The sequence below is a fragment of the Pseudomonas vancouverensis genome, assembly GCF_004348895.1.
Lineage (GTDB): Bacteria > Pseudomonadota > Gammaproteobacteria > Pseudomonadales > Pseudomonadaceae > Aquipseudomonas > Aquipseudomonas vancouverensis.
The window spans coordinates 1-17,567 of the sequence record NZ_RRZK01000040.1; the positions used below are offsets into that span (position 1 = coordinate 1).

Consider the following 17,567-nt stretch of genomic DNA (forward strand, 5'->3'; position numbering starts at 1 on the left):
GTGAAACGATGCATCGCCGATGGTAGTGTGGGGTTTCCCCATGTGAGAGTAGGTCATCGTCAAGATTAAATTCCGAAACCCCAATTGCGAAAGCAGTTGGGGTTTTGTTTTTGGCCGCGGAAAAGTCCAACAGAGCACTATCAACTCTGTCTTCCGGTTGTCGTTTTGGTTCTCAAGAGAACGCCCTTAGAGGAAATCGGGCTAAAGTGACCGCCCGGTTTTTGGTATGGTGCAGCTCGTTTTTTAACGGACTGATTTCAGGCCCACGGATTGGCGCTTCCTTCATCGTCAAAGAGTGGCTGTAGAAATGCCTGAACCCATACCCATCAAGGACCACGAGAAAGAGACGCGCCTGGTCAACAAAAGACTGATGGCCTGCGCCTTGTTCGTCGTCGCCATCACCTGCGCCCTGGTGGTGCGCATGTACGTCCTGCAAGTGGTCGAGTTCGATTACCATTCGACGATCTCGGAAAACAATCGCGTCCACGTCCTGCCGATTACCCCGACTCGCGGGTTGATCTACGACCGCAATGGCGTGGTCCTCGCCGACAACCGCCCCAGCTTCAACCTGACCATCACCCGTGAACGCACCACCGACCTGAAGGCTGAGCTGGATGATGTGGTCAACATCCTGCACCTGCCTCCCGAAGATCGCACGATGTTCGACAAAGCCATGAAGCAGGCACGGCACCCATTTGTACCGGTCACCCTGTTCTATGAACTGAGCGAAGAACAGATTGCCGAACTGGCGGTCAACGAGTTCAAGCTGCCGGGCATCGACGTCGAACCGCAGTTCGTCCGCCATTATCCATTGGCCGAACACTTTGCCCATTCCATCGGTTACGTCGGCCGTATCAACGAGAAAGAGTCCAAAACCCTGGATTCGGTGGAATACCGTGGCACCCAATCGATCGGCAAGACCGGCATCGAGAAGTTCTACGAGTCTGAACTGCATGGACATGTCGGTTACGAGGAAGTCGAAACCAACGCTCAGGGCCGCGTACTGCGGGTGCTGAAACACACCGACCCGATCCCGGGTAAAAACATCGTGCTGAGCCTCGACGTCAAACTCCAGGAAGCTGCCGAAGAAGCCCTGGGTGATCGTCGTGGTTCAGTGGTTGCACTCGACCCGTCGACCGGTGAAGTGCTGGCCATGGTCAGCAAGCCGAGTTTCGACCCGAATCTGTTCGTCACCGGTATCAGCTTCAAGGAATATGCGGCGCTGCACGACTCCATCGACCGGCCGCTGTTCAACCGCGTGCTGCGAGGCCTGTACGCACCGGGTTCGACCATCAAGCCGGAAGTGGCCATCGCCGGGCTCGACGCCGGTGTCGTGACTCCGCAAACCCGAGTGTTCGATCCCGGTTACTACCAACTGCCTGATTTCGATCATAAATACCGTAACTGGAACCACAGTGGCGACGGCTGGGTGGACATGGACGCGGCGATCATGCGCTCCAACGACACCTACTTCTACGACCTCGCCCATAAGCTGGGCATCGACCGCTTGCATGACTACATGGCGATGTTCGGCCTGGGTGAGAAAGTCTCCCTGGACATGTACGAAGAATCCCCGGGGCTGATGCCATCCCAGGCCTGGAAGCGCGCCACGCGTCGTCAGCCATGGTTCCCCGGTGAAACCGTGATCCTCGGCATCGGCCAAGGCTACATGCAGGTGACGCCGCTGCAACTGGCGCAAGCCACCGCGCTGATTGCCAACAAAGGCGTGTGGAACCGGCCGCACCTGGCCAAGACAGTGGATGGCGTCGCGCCGGTGGATGAGCACCCGATGCCGAACATCCTGCTCAAGGATCCGCGTGATTGGGAGCAAGTGAACCATGGCATGCAGATGGTGATGCACGATGCGCGCGGGATTGCCCGCGCCGCAGCAGTGGGCGCGCAATACAGGATCGCCGGCAAGAGCGGTACTGCACAGGTGGTGGCGATCAAACAGGGTGAGCGTTACAACCGCGAGAAAACCCTCGAGCGTAACCGCGACAACGCCTTGTTCGTCGGCTTCGCCCCGGCTGAACACCCGAAAATCGTGATCTCGGTCATGATCGAAAACGGCGAGGCGGGCGGTCGTGTTGCCGGTCCGGTCGTGCGACAGATCATGGACGCCTGGCTACTTGATCAGGACGGCCACCTGAAACCGCAATACGCCACGCCGAGCAAAGCGCCGGGCGATCCTCACGTCTGAGCGGCGAGGGGGCTTGCAGTCGCCCCTCAGCCAGCTTTTGGCAACACCGCTGAACTCGCCCGCGCCTGTAACTGCGGTGTCAGGATCGTCGACTCGGCGGACTCGCCGTTGATGCGCTTGAGCAGCAACTCCACCGCCTGCCGGCCCATCTGCGCCAGCGGCAAGCGCACGCTGCTCAGCGGTACGATCAGTTCGTTGGCCAGCGGGATATCGTTGTAGCCGACCACGGCAATGTCCTTGCCCGGTTGCAGGCCTTTGTCACGAGCGGCGCCCATCAGGCCAATGGCGAGGAAGTCATTGACCGCAAAAAATGCCTGCGGGCGCGGATTGAGTGCCAGCAGGTAGGCGCCTTGCTGGTGTCCGGTGTGGCTGTCAAAAGGGCCATTGAGGATCCACTCGGGACGCAGGCTGATCCCTTGCTCACGGTAGTAGCGGATGAACCCGCGGGTACGATCAGCGCCGGTGGAGGCATGCCGTTCGCCGGCCAGGATTGCCACCTCGCGACAGCCCAGTCGATACAGGTGTTCAGCCGCCAGCCAGCCACCCAATTCGTCGTCACAGGCTGCTGTCAGGTGCCCGGCAATCTGCCGGCTGACCAGCACGTAGGGAATTTGCTTGCGTGCCAGCAGATCGAGCAGGGGCTGGGTGTCACCGGTGTGCGAATCCCCCACGATCAGCCCGGCCACCGAGCGGCGCAACGCATGCTCGGCGCGGGCCATCTGTCGCGGTTGCTGGTCGTCGGTATTGGAGACGAAGGTGAGGTAGCCGGCCTGCTCGGCAGCGCTGTCGATACTGTCATAAATGGTTGCCATCACCAGGTCCGTGAGACGCGGCATGAGCACGCAGATCTCCTGGCTTTTGCGCAGTTTCAGGTTGGATGCCTGGGTGTTCGGTCGATAGTCCAGCTCCTTGGCCAATGCACGGATGCGTGCAATCACCTCGGCCGACGCCGCTCGTTCCACCCCGGTCGGGTCGCCATTGAGCACCCGTGACACCGTGGATACGTGCAACCCGAGCTCGGTCGCCATGGACTTCAGGGTGGCGGGGCGAGATTGATTCGGCATGTCTGAGAGGCTTCCAACCGTCCGTTATTCAGCGGGCGATTCTACCTCAATCGTCGCGCCCTCCCGGAAATTACCTTTACCCAAACGATTGACTAATTGTTTTTCCCTTACTACATTTCCTCAACCCAAACGTTTGGGTAAAACAATAAAAATACGCCGGACGCGGCCGACTTTTTGACTTCTGCCATCATTTTGAAGAGTCAGATCCCTATGAACAGTCCCGTTATCCCGTCTTTCCGCTACCAGATTTTTTTCCTGATCATGCTGATGGCGCTGCTCAATTACATTGATCGCGGCGCCATTGCCTATGCCTCGGCGAGCATTCTTCCCGAGTACGGCTTCGACAAGGCCGACTGGGGCAACGTCCTGGGTTATTTCGGTTACGGCTACATCCTCGGCGCGTTGATCGGCGGCATCCTCGCCGACCGTTTCGGCGCCAAACGCATCTGGTTGATTGCCGGGGCCACCTGGTCGATCTTCGAGATCGCCACCGCGTTTGCCGGTGACCTCGGGCTGGCCTTCATGGGCGGCTCGGCCATGGCCGGCTTCGCCACCATCCGCGTGCTGTTCGGCTTCGCCGAAGGCCCGGCCTATTCGGTGATCAACAAGAGCGTGGCCAACTGGGCAACGCCCAAGGAGCGCGGCTTCGTGGTGTCGGTGGGACTGCTCAGTACCCCCCTGGGGGCATTGCTGACCGCTCCGGTCGCAGTAGGCCTGCAAACCCTGACCGGTGATTGGCGCAGCATGTTCGTGGTGCTGGGCGTCGTCAGTCTGGCGCTGCTGATCTTCTTCATGACGCGCTTCACCAACACCCCCGACGAGAACCCTCGGGTGTCCAAGGCCGAGCGCGACTTCCTGCGTCAGGAGCGCGCTGCGGCAGCCAATGCCTCGACGCCCACCAGCAGCGTTGCGCCGGTCTGGCATTTTTTCAAAAACAAGGACCTGCTGCTCAACGCGGTCGGTTACTTCTCGTTCGTGTACGTGACGTTCCTGCTACTGACCTGGACCCCCAAATACCTGCAGGACGAGTTCCACTACAACCTCTCGTCGCTGTGGTACATGGGCATGATCCCGTGGACCGGCGCCTGCTTCACCGTGCTGTTGGGCGGCAAGATCTCCGACCTGCTGTTGCGCCGTACCGGCAATCTGAAGGTGGCACGCAGCTGGCTGGCGGCGACCAGTCTGCTGTTGACCACCTTGTGTTTCCTGCTGGTGTCGCAGGCCCAGACCGTGTGGGGCGTGATTGCCCTGATGACCCTGGCCAACGCACTCAACGCGTTGCCCAACTCGGTCTATTGGGCAGTGGTGATCGACACCGCTCCCTCCAACCGCGTCGGTGCCTACAGCGGCATGACCCATTTCATCGCCAACAGTGCTTCGTTCATTGCGCCAATGCTGACCGGCTACCTGACCTTGCGCTACGGCTACTCGTCGATGTTCGTGGCAGCGGCGGTCGCCACGGCAGTCGGCATGAGCGCGATGCTGATGGTGCGTCCCGGCGGTCGCCAAGTTGTTTCTTCCCCTGTACCCGCAGCCGTTTGATGGAGTTGTTCGTATGAGCCTGGCGAAGCCTGATCACGTCGGATATTTTTTTGGCCAATCGGTCATCGCACTGGCCGAGGGTTTGCGCGCGGGCAGCTTGACCTGTGTCGAGTTGACCCAAGCTGCCCTGGACAGCATTGAGCGTCTGAATCCGAGTCTGAACGCCTTTGTTCAAGTCGATGCAGCGGTGGCGCTGGCCCAGGCGCGCAAAGCCGACGCGCTGTTAGCCCAGGGCCTAAACCTGGGCCCGCTGCACGGTATTCCGGTGGCGATCAAAGACAACATCGACACCTTCGACTACGTCACCACCTACGGCTCGGCGCATTTTGCAGGCTACAGGCCAAGCGAGGATGCGCTGTGCGTGCAACGTCTGCGCGAGGCTGGTGCGGTGATTGTCGGCAAGACCCTGACCCACGAGTTTGCCTACGGCCCGACTGGTGACCGCTCGCTGCAGGGTGCTGCACGCAACCCGTGGGATGCCCGTTGCATCACCGGTGGCTCCAGCGCTGGCAGCGCCGCGGCAGTGGCCAGCGGCATGGTGCCGCTGGCACTGGGCACTGACACGGGTGGCTCGATCCGTATTCCGGCAGCGTTGTGCGGGGCGGTCGGGTTCAAGCCATCGTTTGCCAGTGTGCCGGTGCAAGGGGTGTTCCCGCTGTCGTCGAGCCTCGACCATGTCGGCCCGATCGCCAACCACGTCGAGGATGCACGCCTGCTGTACGAAGTGGTGGCAGGGCGAACCTGTGCAACGGATACCGGCTCGCGTCCCTTGCGGGTTGGCTGGATCACCAGCGGCAGCTTCGGCCCCGTCGACGCCGAACTGGATCAGCACCTGTACCGGGCGGCACAACGAATGTTTGGCGAGGCGCTGCAGGAGACTGCGGAACTTGCGCCGCTGGCGGCCGCCATGAAAGACACCTTGCTGGTGTTGCAACGCGCCGAGGCCTACGAGGTACACGCCGAGCGCATGCAGCAGGCGCCGCACAAGTTCGAGCAGGAAGTGCGCGAACGCCTCGAATTGTCCCGAGAGGTCAGGGGCTGGCAATACATCCGTGCACAGGCTGAGCAGGCACGACTCAAGGCCGTGATGGCAGGTTTGTTCGAGCGCTTCGACTTGCTGGTTTCGCCCAGCGTGCCGATTACCGCGACAGCGGTCGATGCGCGTGAGGTCCGGGTCGGTGCGCAGGACATCGATGTACGCGCCGCAGTGCTCAGTTATACCAGCGCCTGGAACCTCACCGGCTTGCCTGCGATCAGCCTGCCGGCGGGGCAGGTGAGGGGCATGCCGGTGGGGCTGCAGGTGATTGGCGCTGCGGGAGCGGATGATCGCTTGTTGCAGGTGATGATGCAGCGCTCCGTGCGCAGTTCGTGAAGCGACGCGAGCAAGCGCTGTAAGGCACTTGCCATTGCCCTTACGTTAACGTAAACATTGCTCCAGGGCGCCTTTGAAAAAAGGCGCAGGGCGGACGACCCGGAGCGCTTGATGACGCTAATAAAAACAAACTCCCCCAAGCAGCATCGCGAAGCCCGGCTGGCCCGGGAAAAACTCCACCTCGAAGGCGAAGTGCCGGACGGCGTGTTGCGCGCTGAAATTGACGCTTCGTGGCGACGCAGTCTCAGCCACGGCGTGCATTTCAATGCCCAGCACGAGTTGGCGCTGGGCTCCGGTGCCAGTGTCGACGTGCTGCTGGCGAGCAATCGCCTGCTGATTGATGCCGCCTTACCCGCCATCGATTACCTGGCCGAACGCCAGGGCAAGGACGGCCTGATTATTTTGGCCAACTCCGATGCGACGATCCTCGCCGTCGAAGGGCGTGCCGATCGCCTCAAGGGCAGTGGCCTGCAGGACATCACCCTCGGTGCCTGCTGGAGCGAGGCCGTTCGCGGCACCAATGCGCTCGGTACTGCACTGGTCGAGGCGCGGCCCACCCTGATCGATTGCGGCGAGCATTATCTGGATCGCCTCAGTGATTTTTCCTGCACCTCGGTGCCGATCCATTGCCCGCAGGGCAACATTCTCGGCGTTCTCGACCTGACTCGCGAAGGCCCGCTCGGTCGTGCCCATGACAGCACCGCGCTATTGGCCATGGCCGTCAGCCAGATCGAGAGCCGTGTCTTCAACACCAGCTATCCGGACGAAATCGTTCTCGCCTTCCATAGTCGCCGCCAATACCTTGAATCCCCCTGGCAAGGCCTGTTGGCCGTGAGCCTCGGTGGGCAGATCCTGGCGGTCAGCGCCCAGGCTTGCCAGTTGCTGCACGCCGAACGCTCCGCCCTGGTCGGTCGGCGCTGCGAAGAATTTCTCGGTGTCGATGGGCTGCAACTCCTGGCTCGCCTGCATCAGGGTGGCGCCGGTAGTTTGCAAACCGCCAAGGGTGAGTTTTTCTATAAAACCCTGCGTGCACCACAGCGCTCGATCAATGCGCATACGCCGCCGCGCAGCGTCGCAAAACCTGCCAGGCCGCAGCCCGATCTGGAATCCCTGGCCGGCAGCAATGCCCGCTATGCGCGCGCACTGCGCATGGCCCGCCAGGGCCTGGCCAATGAATTGCCGGTGTTGTTGCTGGGCGAAACCGGCACCGGTAAAGAAGTCATCGCCCGTGCCTTGCACATGGCCGGCAGTCGTTGCGACAAGCCCTTCGTGGCAGTGAACTGTGCGGCGATCCCCGAAGGATTGATCGAATCCGAATTGTTCGGCTACCGCGAAGGCGCGTTCACCGGCTCACGCCGTGGCGGCATGGTCGGGCGTTTGCAACAAGCCCATGGCGGTACCTTGTTCCTCGATGAAATCGGCGACATGCCGCTGGCCTTGCAGGCCCGTTTGTTGCGTGTGCTACAAGACCGCAAAGTCGCACCGCTGGGTGCCGGCGAGGAGCAGGACATCGATGTCGCATTGATCTGCGCGACCCATCGCGACCTCAAGCGCCTGGTCGAAGACAAACACTTTCGCGAAGACCTGTTCTACCGGGTCAACGGCATCACGGTGATGCTCCCGGCCCTGCGTGAACGCGAGGATTTCAGCGCGTTGATCGGCCGCATGTTGAGCAAGCTGGACGCGCCATCCGTGGTCCTGCACGACGACCTCAATCGCTTGCTCGCCGGTTATCACTGGCCGGGCAACATTCGCCAGTTGGAGATGGTCCTGCGGACAGCCCTGGCCATGCGCGAGCCGGGAGAAACCGTGCTGACCCTCGATCACCTGCCCGACAGCATGCTCGACGAACTGACCGCCAGCGAACGCCCGCAGGCAGGGAGCATTCGCGAAAATGAACTGGAGCTGATCCGCCAGTCACTGGACGCTCATCAAGGTAACGTCTCGGCTGCGGCGGACGCCTTGGGCATCAGCCGCGCGACCCTGTATCGCAAGCTCAAACAGTTGCGCTCGTGATGCAGCGCCTGATCGTTCGGCTGATCCATAGCCAGAACCCCGAGGCCCTGCAGGCATCGCTGCGCTGGCTGTACAGCTTCGTGCGTCCCCATCACCTGGCGATTGCCGGGCTGCTGGGGTTATCGATTTGCGCGTCACTGCTGGTGTTGGTCCAGCCATGGCTGACCAAGCTGCTGATAGACGATGGCCTGCTCGCGCGCAACTTTCCGACCCTGGTACTCATCGCCGGCTTGATGATTGGTGCCGGGTTGCTCGGCACGGCACTGTCCGGGATCAACCGCTACCTGCACACGCGACTTTCGGGGCGCATGCTGTTTGCCCTGCGCGATGACCTCTATCGGCATTTGCAAACCCTCTCGCCGAGCTTCTACGGCCAGCGGCGCATCGGCGATCTGATGTCGCGCCTCGATGGCGATGTCGCGGAAATCCAGCGCTTTGCCGTGGATTCACTGTTTTCGGCGGTGTCGAGCGTGATCGGTCTGGTGGTGGCCATCGCCATGCTGCTGACGCTGTCGTGGAAGCTCTCGCTGTTGGCCCTGGTACTGATTCCGCTGGACGTGCTCTGGCTGCGCTGGATGCGGCGCAAGGTCGAGCGCGATGTGCGCCAGTTGCGCGAACGCTCGGCGGACATGTCTTCGTTCATGGTCGAGACGTTGCCGGTGATGAAGTTCATCCAGTCGGCCGGTCAGCAGCAGCGCGAAGCCCGTCGCCTGGAGACTCTGGGGCAGGGCTACATGAGTCAGTTGCTGCGCCTGCAAGTCACCGAGTTTTTCACCCAGGCGGTACCGGGCACGCTGACGTCGCTGTCCCGCGCCTGTGCATTTCTGATCGGTGGTTACTGGGTGGTGCAAGGCACCTGGCAGCTCGGTGCCCTGATCGCTTTTTCCACTTATCTGGGCATGGCCGTCGGCCCGGTGCAGAGCTTGCTCGGACTGTACGTGGCCGTGCAGCGCATGACCGTCAGCCTCGGCCGGGTCATGGAGCTGCGCGGTGTGCAGCCCACCGTGCTGACACCCGTCACGCCGCGTCCAATGCCGGACGCCGGCGATCTGTGGTTCGACAACGTGCACTTCGCCCACCCAGGTCGGCAATCGACCTTGTGCGGCATCGAAGCGCGAATTCCCTACGGCCTGAAGGTCGCCCTCAGTGGCGGCTCCGGTGTGGGCAAATCGACCTTGATCGACCTGCTGCAACGCCATCACGACCCACAAGCGGGCCGGGTACTGCTCGGTGACGTCGACCTGCGGGAGCTGGATCTGTTCCAGCTGCGCCGACGCATCGCCATCGTCAGCCAGGACATCGTGCTGTTTCGCGGCAGCCTGGCCGACAACCTCGCTTACGCCGTGCCGGACGCCAGCCGCCAGGCGATTGCCGAGGTGGCGCATCTGGCGCAACTCGACAGCCTGATCGCGTCGTTGCCCGAGGGCCTCGACAGTCCGTTGGGCGAACGTGGCCAGCAGTTGTCCGGTGGGCAGAAACAACGCATCGCCATTGCCCGGGCGCTGTTGCAGGACCCGCTGATTCTGGTCCTCGACGAGGCCACCTCGGCTGTGGACGAAGCCACCGAGCGCGAAGTCATCGATGCCATCGACCGGCTGTTTGCCGGGCGCACGCGCATCCTGATCAGCCATCGTCCCTCCACCCTGGCTGATGCCGATCTGCGTTTCGAACTGCTCGATGGCGTGCTGGTTTCCCGAACGGTGCTGCATGAAGCCTGAGTTGCGTATCGGCGTGGTGGACAGTGGTCACTCGGCGGCGCAACGGGTGCAAGTGGTTGCCGGGCGGCGATTCTCGTTGCTGGACGAGGGCTTGGCAGAAGACGAACTGCGCGAGGATCCGTTGGGGCATGGCAGCGCGGTGATCGAGGCGATCTACCAACGTGCCCCCTCAGCATCCATCTGCGTGGCGCAGGTGTTCGACCAGCGTGGTGTCACCAGCGCCTTGCAGATTGCGTCAGCGATTGACTGGCTGGTGGCGCAGAACGTGCGGCTGATCAACCTGAGTCTCGGCTTGCGTCAGGATCGCAGTTTGCTGCGAGCCGCCTGCGGGGCAGCCGTTGAGCGTGGCGTGCTGCTCTGCGCGTCTGCTCCAGCCCAGGGCGAAGGCGTGTTTCCGGCGAATTATCCGCAGGTGCTGCGGGTGACCGGCGATGCCCGTTGCGCCGCGCAGGAGTGGTCGTGGCTCAACAGTGCCCAGGCCGATTTCGCTGCCTGTGTGCAGGGGACGTATCCGGGGCAGTCCGGGGCCAGCCTCGGTTGTGCGGCGCTGAGTGGGCACATCGCAGGCTTTTTGCTGGAACAACCTGACGCCAGCAATGCGCAGATTCTCGATTGGCTGTGTGAGCATGCCCGTTATCGTGGACCTGAACGGCGACTCGGACCATGAGCAACATCGTCATCCTCGGCGCCGGACCTGCCGGTGCCGCCGTTGCGCTGGGACTCAGGCGGCTGGGCCATGAGGTCACGCTGATCAGTGAATGGCGCCGCTTTGCCGCCCTTGAAGGCGTTTCCATCCGCGTGCTGGAAGCATTACGCAGCGCCGGCCTGCATCAGGCACTGGCGGATGCAACGCGACCCTCCCAGCGACAGGTCTCGTGGAACGGTCAACAGCATGCGCAGAACATCGAGTATCTGCTCGATCGCCCGTGCTTCGATCGCGGCTTGCGTGAGGACTTGCGCCTGGCGGGTGTGGAAGTGATCGAGGGGCGGGTATTGACGGTGCAGTCATCCGCCAACGGCCATCGCATCGAAATCGACGGCCGTCCGCCACTGACCGCAGGGTTTCTGGTTGAGGCCCGCGGTCGTCAGGCGCCGGCCCTCGGCAAAGGCCTGCGCGGGCCCGAAACCGTCAGTTTGCTCAACCGCTGGCAAGGCACGCCGGGCCGCACCGCCAGCGCGGTGGAAAGCCTGGAGAACGGCTGGGCCTGGATGGCTCGCCGGGACGACGGGCAGTGTTACTGGCAGTGGACCCTGGACGTGGCGAGTGCCGGATTACCCGGCAAGGCGCAACTGCTCGACTACTGCCAGCAACGGCGACGGGATTCGGCATTGGCCCGGGATTTTTTCGCCCAAGGTCCGGAAGATAACCTGCAACTGCATGCGCGCAGCAGCACCGCAATCCTGTCCCCGCAGGTCTGCGGCGAAAACTGGATTCGCGTCGGCGATGCCGCCATGGCGGTGGACCCCCTGTCAGGCAACGGCATTTTCCAGTCCTTGTCCTCGGCGCTGCAGGCGCCGGCGGTGATCAATACCTTGCTGGATAAACCCGAACGCCTGGCGCTGGCCCAGCGTTTTCATCAGCAGCGAGTGGAGCAGTTGTTCCTGCGCTTTGCACGCGTCGGCCGGGACTTCTATGCCGATGAACAGCGCTGGATCGATCAGCCATTCTGGCAGGCACGGCGGCAATGGCCGGATACCGAAGTGGCCCATGCCGAGGCGGATTTCAGCGCCCTGAAGATTGAACGGGCGCCAGTATTGCGCGACGGATTCGTCGATGAAGCCGAAGTGGTGATCACGGCAGATCAGCCGCTGGGTATCTGGCATGTGCAAGGGGTTGAAGTGGCGCCGTTGGTGTGGCGGTTGATGCGCGGGGAGTCTGCGCAAACTGTGTTGGCTGGGTTGAATGAGGAGCAGGGGAGAATGGTCAGAGGCTGGTTGTTGACGCAGGGTTTCAAACCGTGATTCTCGTAATTACCATCCTATAGCGTAGCGAAACTGCAAGACTCCCGGTGTTGCCTCAAAGGCTGCTCTTAAACATCCTGGTGATGTGTTCCTAGGGTGGATTGGAAGTCCACTATCATTCAGTTGTTCCTACATGCTGCCAAGGACCTCGTAAGTCATCATAGGCTTATCAGTTCGTGTGTTTTCAAGTGTCTGGTTACAACTTGTGCGAAAGATAAAATCGAAATAAATTTCTACATGTGTCATTAGATGGATGTTGATCTGCTTTTTTGTGCGGGCTGCAAAGTGTCTTTTTCTAGCTATGTAATCCGAATTGCCCTACAAGCAAAAGCCTTGATTTGGTTGATTGAAGTTATTAATTTGTTTGGCGCTCTTTACGGAGTGTTGGGTGCCTCTTTTAATGGCTATAATTAAGGTGGGTGATGTCATTCCTAATTGTAGCGAAAAATCTGGTAATGGATTGAGATTTTTTATGACAACGACAATTGAAAAGATTACCCTCTCTGAGCAAGAGCAGCAACAGATCCGTGGGTTGCTTGATGAAGTAATGCAAATACCCATGATGACAAATCAATACGCCTTTATGGAAAGCTCAGCCCTATATGCTCAAGAACTGCCGCGAAGAGTTCGTCGGAAATTTTATGAATTTCAACGATATGAAGAAGCAGCGGCACTTCTGGTTGCCGGTAGTCCGGTGCTTGGCCAAGGCGCTGGGCCAAGTCCATCAAGCTTTATTGAGCTGGACAAAGATTATCGTTTGAATGACGCAAAAATACTGCACGGATTATACGGCTCGCTACTTGGTGAGGCCATAGGGTTCACTTCCCAGCGAAGTGGAAGTATCTATAATAATATTATCCCACTGAAGGAACTAAGTGCTGTTTCAAATTCGAGCAGTGGTTCGGATCTGGATTTTGGGTTTCATGTGGAGGATGCGTTTCATCCAGCTCGTGCTGAATATTTGGGTCTTGTTTGTATGCGTAATGATGAGCTCGCCTCAACAACCATTTCGTGCGTTGATGGAGTCGAACTTAGCGTGGAGGAAAAACAAACTCTATTTGAGCCGCGTTTTAGAATTCCTCATAACCCGATCCATGATACAACTGATGCCGTCGAAGAAGTTTTGCAACCGATTTTTTTTGGGCATTGGGACGCGCCCTACGTAAAAATTAATGCGGCCGCTTTAAATCTTAGTGAATATGTTGGTGTTGAGCTTCAAGCATTGACTAAGCTTTTGAGCCATTTTGCAAAGAATCGCATTGAGGTTGTTCTCGAGGCAACGGGTTGTATATTTGTGGATAATTATCGCTGCGTGCACGCGCGTGACTCATTTAAGGCGAACTATGGGGGCTCCGCCCGTTGGCTGGCAAGAGTAGTCTTCGCGTCCAGCCTTCGGAAATCGCGTTCAATGCGAAACTCAGTAATGACACGCGCCATCAATGCATAAGGCGAATGTCCATGGGTGCAATCGAGTCTATATTGTCAGATGTTCCGAATTTATGGCTTGGAAATGGATCAAGATTTGATGGGGCGAAGATATTTCAGTCTAGACGTCCAATTGTTGTATTGGATTCTGGTGTGGGTGGGCTGACTGTTGTACGCGAACTGGAGAAGTTGGTTAAAAATGCTGATATTCTATATGTAGCGGATAATGACTGGTTCCCTTACGGCAGCAGGGGTGGAACTGAAATAGCTCGACGAATGGAGAAGTTATTAGAGAAAATTTGTATGGAGGTTACCCCGTCAGCAATAGTTATAGCGTGCAATACTGCTTCAGTCGCGATTATGGATCGGGGTATAGAGAAAATCAGGCATAACTGTTTCTTAGTCACGCCAAAAATATCTGAAGCTGTTGAAATTTCCAAAAGAAAAAATATTGTTATCCTTGCAACCGCTGGCACTCTTAAAAGCAGGCAGGTCCTCCTGGATATTGCCAGAGGTAGGATGATTGCAAGAATATGGCCGATCGCTGCTCAATCGCTTGTGGCTTTATCGGAGGCAAAATTAGCTGGCGAAGACTCTAAAGAGGAGGATTTTGCTAGGTTGATAAATTTGTCTCTCTCTGAAAAACAGCGCTTATCTGTTGATACAGTTGTTTTAGGTTGTACTCACTTTCCTCACTTGATTGATGACTTACGATGGCTTTTTCCAACTGTCGAAAATTGGATTGATCCGGCGAGCGAGGTTGCTCAGCGAGTGGTCGCTTCGGGGAGGATGGTAGGATCTGTCGGTGAGGTTTTGAAAGTTTCTACCTTCACAAGCAACTGCAATGCAGCAAAGTATTTTCAGGTGTTTCAGATAAGCGGTTTTGGGTTGATTTCATCTTCATTGGTGTAGGTGTTTCTGTTTCAAATAATGAACTTGGTTGTCTTGTGATATTTCGTATCTCCTTGTATTTCTAAGGTTGTTGGGTAGTGTAAAGAGTTAGATTTTTTCCAATGGAGTACCTATGCAGGCGATTTTTTTGACGCGATACCGTTGGGTAATTTTAGCTGTTGCCACTTTTGCACAGGCTTGTGCCTGCTTTTTTGTACAGGGATTCGGGTCAATCGCGATAAATGTTCAGTCGGAAATGGCTCTTAGTAATTGGCAGCTTGGGATGTTGGTTTCAGCGGCGCAGTTGATACCCATCATCGGGCTCTTGGTTGCGGGTGAGTTGCTTGACAGATATAGCGAGCGGTTTGTTGTTGGGGTTGGGGGGCTGATTGTTGGAGTCGCATTGTGTTTAGCAGCAATTGTTAATTCCTACATCGGTATGCTGATGATTTTTACACTATTAGGCTTGGGATACAGTACGGCTCAGCCTGGGGGAAGCAAATCAATAGCTAGTTGGTTCGCAGGCCGTCAGTTAGGGTTTGCCATGGGCATTCGGCAGGCCGGATTACCATTGGGTGGAGCTTTAGCAACGCTGATTTTACCGGTCGTTGCCATTCGCTACTCGATTCAAGCTGCTTTTTTGATAGGTGGAGTCGTTGCGTTTCTCGGTGCTGTTCTATTTATGGTGTTATATAGGTCTCCACCTGTTCGTAAAATTTCTCAAGCTCGATCAATCAACTTAAAGCTGGCGGTTGCATCAAGATTGGCAATGGCAACAGAGCCATCCATGAGAAACATTATGCTATCGGGTGTCAGTCTTACTGCTTCCCAGTATTCAATTTCGGTGTTCTTGGTGTTGTTTCTTCATACTTCGCTTGAGCTCAGTAATGAACTCGCGATAGCGATGTTTTTCGTGGTGCTTGGTTCAGGGATCGCTGGGAGAATAATACTTGCAGCATGGAGCGATCGTTGCAAATTTGGAAGGTTCTACCCTGTTTTGGTTTGTTTGGGGGCAGTCGCATTAGTCCTGGTTCTACTCATGTTTTTGGATACAAAAAATTTAATTATGTTAAGCATTTTAATGGTGCTTGCCGGATTTTTTGCATACGGGTGGTATGGTCCTTGGGTTGCATATATTGCCGATACCGCTCCCATTGAGCGAAAAGGCTTCGCGCTAGGAATGGCAATGACAGTTAACCAAATTTCCGTAGTACTAGTGCCACCAATCATCGGTCTGTCCAAAGACAGCCTCGGAACGTTTGCTTATGGCTGGGGGGCATTAGCCTTGGTCTCAGCCATGGTGTTGTTTTCTACTGCTAAGAAGAGTAATAAGGCCTTGTCTGTTAAAGGCTAGATATTGGTAGATTACAGCCAGGGTAGATAAAATTGACTTGTACCGGGTTGAGCGCAGGTTTTGAAAAGCAAGAAAGAGAGCCTCCGTCCCAGCTTTAATCCATTGGAGAAAAAGCTGGGGCTTTCGAACGCAACAAATTCGTCTCGTAAGTACCTACAACTTGATCAACACCGACTTCAACTCCGTGTAATGCTCAATCGCCGCATACCCCATCTCACGCCCGACCCCCGACATCTTGTAGCCGCCAAACGGCAGCGCCGGGTCCAGTGCGCTGTGGCAGTTGACCCACACCGAGCCGGACTTGATCCGTGGAATCATCCGGTGCACCGACGCCAGGTCATTGGACCAGATGCTTGCGCCCAATCCGTAAGGGCTGTCATTGGCCATGCGCAAGGCATCTGCTTCATCGTCGAACGGAATGGCTACCAGCACCGGTCCGAAAATTTCCTCCTGAACCAGTGAGTGCTTCTGGTCGACATCGACGATTACCGTCGGCTTGATGAAGAAGCCCGGCCCGAACTGCTCACCGCCGCAGGCGATGGTTGCGCCGCTTTCCCGGCCTTTTTCGATGTACCCGTACACGCGTTCCTGCTGGCGCGCCGAGATCAGCGGTCCCATTTCCACACTTGGGTCGAGGCCATTGCCCAGCTTCATCGCGTTGGCGATGCCGGCAATGTCCGCGACCACATTGTCGAAATGCTTGCGCTGCACATACAGCCTGGAACCGGCACAGCAGACCTGGCCCTGGTTGAAGAAAATCGCACTGGCGGCACCAGCCGCTGCAGTTTTCAGGTCGGCGTCGGCCATGACGATGGTCGGTGACTTGCCGCCCAGTTCCAGGGTGACCCGGGTCATCGAGTCCATGGCGATCTTGCCGATCTGCTTGCCCACGGCGGTGGAGCCGGTGAAGGTCAGCTTGTCCACCAGCGGGTTGTGGGTGAGGGCCGAACCGGCAGTGATGCCGGTGCCGGTGACCACGTTGAACACGCCTTCGGGGTAACCCGCCTCCAGCACCAGCTCGGCAAGTTTCAACGCGGTCAGCGGGGTTTCATCGGCGGGTTTCAGCACAACCGTGCAACCGGTGGCCAGGGCCGGGCCGAGTTTCCAGCAGGCCAGCAGCAGGGGGAAGTTCCAGGCGACGATGGCCCCGACCACACCCACGGCTTCACGGCGAATGAAGCTGTGAAACTGGTCATTCGGCATCAACGGCGCCGAGACATCGACGGTGGAGCCTTCAATCTTGGTCGCCCAACCGGCCATGTAGCGCAGGAAATCGATGGCCAGTTGCACGTCCATGACTTGGGCAACCATTGCGCTCTTGCCGTTGTTCAGGCACTCGAGTTGCGCCAACAGCTCGGCATCGCGTTGCATCAGGTCGGCGAGTTTCCACAACAGGTTCTGTCGCTCCCGAGGGCGGGTGCGGGTCCAGGCCGAATCGTCGAAGGCATGACGCGCAGCCAGGACCGCGTGATCGACATCCTCAGGCGTCGCCCGTGGCACCACGCACAGCACTTCACCAGTGGCCGGGTTGTGCAGGGGCATGGTCTGGCCATCGGTGGCCTCGACCCAGTCGCCACCGATAAGCATGCGCGGGGCGCGCTGGATGAACGCGGTAGTGGCGGGAAGCAGGTTTGGAAGCGACATGTTGAAACCTCGTCTTGTTCGTGTGGCGAGGTCTTTCGCAATGGCTGTGCCAGTTTGCCTTGAGGCTTTGTTTTGTGGGGTTCAGTGGTAGACGTGGGGGGGTTGACGCAGGGTTGATTGTCGCAATCTGAGACGTGGGTGAGACATTCTTTTCACTCCTGAGAGGGGATTTTTGAATGTGAGTACATATCCATTGCTGCAGTAACGGCTGCTTATGGTTCCGCCCTTACGGCGGGTTACTTTGGAAGAGCGTGTATGGACCGGACACATGGTTGACGGGTGTGCGGGGACATGGTGGACACTTTTCGGCGAGCCAACTTCGCCGGGAAACCCATCATGCCTTGGGACACGAGAGATACCATGAGCCTGAAAGAAGAGT

Annotated in this window: 13 protein-coding genes; 11 read left to right on the forward strand and 2 right to left on the reverse strand. The window is 58.1% G+C overall.

The window, feature by feature from the left end; all coding sequences use genetic code 11:
* Positions 1 to 307 precede the first annotated feature (307 nt).
* On the forward strand, positions 308 to 2,200 hold the full coding sequence (mrdA, locus tag EIY72_RS29745; RefSeq protein WP_093216641.1) for a penicillin-binding protein 2: 1,893 nt from the start codon (positions 308 to 310) through the stop codon (positions 2,198 to 2,200).
* Positions 2,201 to 2,226: 26 nt separating this feature from the next.
* Here the strand turns inward: mrdA and EIY72_RS29750 are convergent, their stop codons facing one another.
* Entirely contained in the window at positions 2,227 to 3,264 is a 1,038-nt protein-coding gene (locus tag EIY72_RS29750; protein WP_093216646.1) for a LacI family DNA-binding transcriptional regulator, read from the reverse strand.
* 210 nt (positions 3,265 to 3,474) lie between these two features.
* Between EIY72_RS29750 and EIY72_RS29755 the strand changes: the two genes are divergently transcribed.
* The 10 genes from EIY72_RS29755 to EIY72_RS29795 all read left to right on the forward strand — a co-directional run bounded on the left by EIY72_RS29755 (position 3,475) and on the right by EIY72_RS29795 (position 15,544).
* Positions 3,475 to 4,806, forward strand: a complete 1,332-nt coding sequence (locus EIY72_RS29755) for an MFS transporter (protein ID WP_093216650.1) — start codon at positions 3,475 to 3,477, stop codon at positions 4,804 to 4,806.
* 13 nt (positions 4,807 to 4,819) lie between these two features.
* Entirely contained in the window at positions 4,820 to 6,178 is a 1,359-nt protein-coding gene (locus tag EIY72_RS29760; protein ID WP_093216654.1) for an amidase, read from the forward strand.
* 111 nt (positions 6,179 to 6,289) lie between these two features.
* Entirely contained in the window at positions 6,290 to 8,194 is a 1,905-nt protein-coding gene (locus tag EIY72_RS29765) for a sigma-54-dependent Fis family transcriptional regulator (RefSeq protein WP_093216658.1), read from the forward strand.
* A complete protein-coding gene (locus tag EIY72_RS29770) occupies positions 8,194 to 9,912 on the forward strand; it encodes an ABC transporter ATP-binding protein (protein ID WP_093216662.1) in 1,719 nt (572 codons plus the stop codon). Before EIY72_RS29765 ends, EIY72_RS29770 begins: the two co-directional genes overlap by 1 nt.
* Positions 9,902 to 10,579, forward strand: a complete 678-nt coding sequence (gene qhpE / locus EIY72_RS29775) for a subtilisin-like serine protease QhpE (RefSeq protein WP_093216666.1) — start codon at positions 9,902 to 9,904, stop codon at positions 10,577 to 10,579. Before EIY72_RS29770 ends, qhpE begins: the two co-directional genes overlap by 11 nt.
* The gene (gene qhpG, locus EIY72_RS29780) at positions 10,576 to 11,874 is read left to right on the forward strand and encodes a flavin-dependent monooxygenase QhpG (RefSeq protein WP_093216671.1); all 1,299 of its coding nucleotides are present in this window, start codon (positions 10,576 to 10,578) and stop codon (positions 11,872 to 11,874) included. The genes qhpE and qhpG overlap by 4 nt, the downstream gene beginning before the upstream one ends.
* Before the next feature lie 249 nt (positions 11,875 to 12,123).
* Positions 12,124 to 12,288 carry a hypothetical protein gene (locus tag EIY72_RS30010; protein WP_157720925.1) on the forward strand — a complete coding sequence of 55 codons (165 nt, stop codon included), beginning with the start codon at positions 12,124 to 12,126 and terminating at the stop codon, positions 12,286 to 12,288.
* Positions 12,275 to 13,321 carry a Fe(II)-2OG oxygenase family protein gene (locus EIY72_RS29785; protein WP_170290048.1) on the forward strand — a complete coding sequence of 349 codons (1,047 nt, stop codon included), beginning with the start codon at positions 12,275 to 12,277 and terminating at the stop codon, positions 13,319 to 13,321. The genes EIY72_RS30010 and EIY72_RS29785 overlap by 14 nt, the downstream gene beginning before the upstream one ends.
* 11 nt (positions 13,322 to 13,332) lie before the next feature.
* Positions 13,333 to 14,211: a glutamate racemase gene (locus EIY72_RS29790; protein ID WP_093216680.1), complete on the forward strand. Its 879-nt coding sequence runs from the start codon at positions 13,333 to 13,335 to the stop codon at positions 14,209 to 14,211.
* Between the two features lie 112 nt (positions 14,212 to 14,323).
* The gene (locus EIY72_RS29795; protein WP_093216685.1) at positions 14,324 to 15,544 is read left to right on the forward strand and encodes an MFS transporter; all 1,221 of its coding nucleotides are present in this window, start codon (positions 14,324 to 14,326) and stop codon (positions 15,542 to 15,544) included.
* A 153-nt stretch (positions 15,545 to 15,697) separates the two neighbouring features.
* On the opposite strand, the gene EIY72_RS29800 is transcribed toward EIY72_RS29795, so the two are convergent.
* On the reverse strand, positions 15,698 to 17,188 hold the full coding sequence (locus EIY72_RS29800; RefSeq protein ID WP_093216690.1) for an aldehyde dehydrogenase family protein: 1,491 nt from the start codon (positions 17,186 to 17,188) through the stop codon (positions 15,698 to 15,700).
* Positions 17,189 to 17,567 lie beyond the last annotated feature (379 nt).

Coding starts and splice junctions, on each gene's coding strand:
- mrdA (WP_093216641.1), top strand. CDS start 308: ATGCCTGAACCCATACCCATCAAGGACCACGAGAAAGAGACGCGCCTG.
- EIY72_RS29750 (WP_093216646.1), bottom strand. CDS start 3,264: ATGCCGAATCAATCTCGCCCCGCCACCCTGAAGTCCATGGCGACCGAG.
- EIY72_RS29755 (WP_093216650.1), top strand. CDS start 3,475: ATGAACAGTCCCGTTATCCCGTCTTTCCGCTACCAGATTTTTTTCCTG.
- EIY72_RS29760 (WP_093216654.1), top strand. CDS start 4,820: ATGAGCCTGGCGAAGCCTGATCACGTCGGATATTTTTTTGGCCAATCG.
- EIY72_RS29765 (WP_093216658.1), top strand. CDS start 6,290: ATGACGCTAATAAAAACAAACTCCCCCAAGCAGCATCGCGAAGCCCGG.
- EIY72_RS29770 (WP_093216662.1), top strand. CDS start 8,194: ATGCAGCGCCTGATCGTTCGGCTGATCCATAGCCAGAACCCCGAGGCC.
- qhpE (WP_093216666.1), top strand. CDS start 9,902: ATGAAGCCTGAGTTGCGTATCGGCGTGGTGGACAGTGGTCACTCGGCG.
- qhpG (WP_093216671.1), top strand. CDS start 10,576: ATGAGCAACATCGTCATCCTCGGCGCCGGACCTGCCGGTGCCGCCGTT.
- EIY72_RS30010 (WP_157720925.1), top strand. CDS start 12,124: ATGGATGTTGATCTGCTTTTTTGTGCGGGCTGCAAAGTGTCTTTTTCT.
- EIY72_RS29785 (WP_170290048.1), top strand. CDS start 12,275: ATGGCTATAATTAAGGTGGGTGATGTCATTCCTAATTGTAGCGAAAAA.
- EIY72_RS29790 (WP_093216680.1), top strand. CDS start 13,333: ATGGGTGCAATCGAGTCTATATTGTCAGATGTTCCGAATTTATGGCTT.
- EIY72_RS29795 (WP_093216685.1), top strand. CDS start 14,324: ATGCAGGCGATTTTTTTGACGCGATACCGTTGGGTAATTTTAGCTGTT.
- EIY72_RS29800 (WP_093216690.1), bottom strand. CDS start 17,188: ATGTCGCTTCCAAACCTGCTTCCCGCCACTACCGCGTTCATCCAGCGC.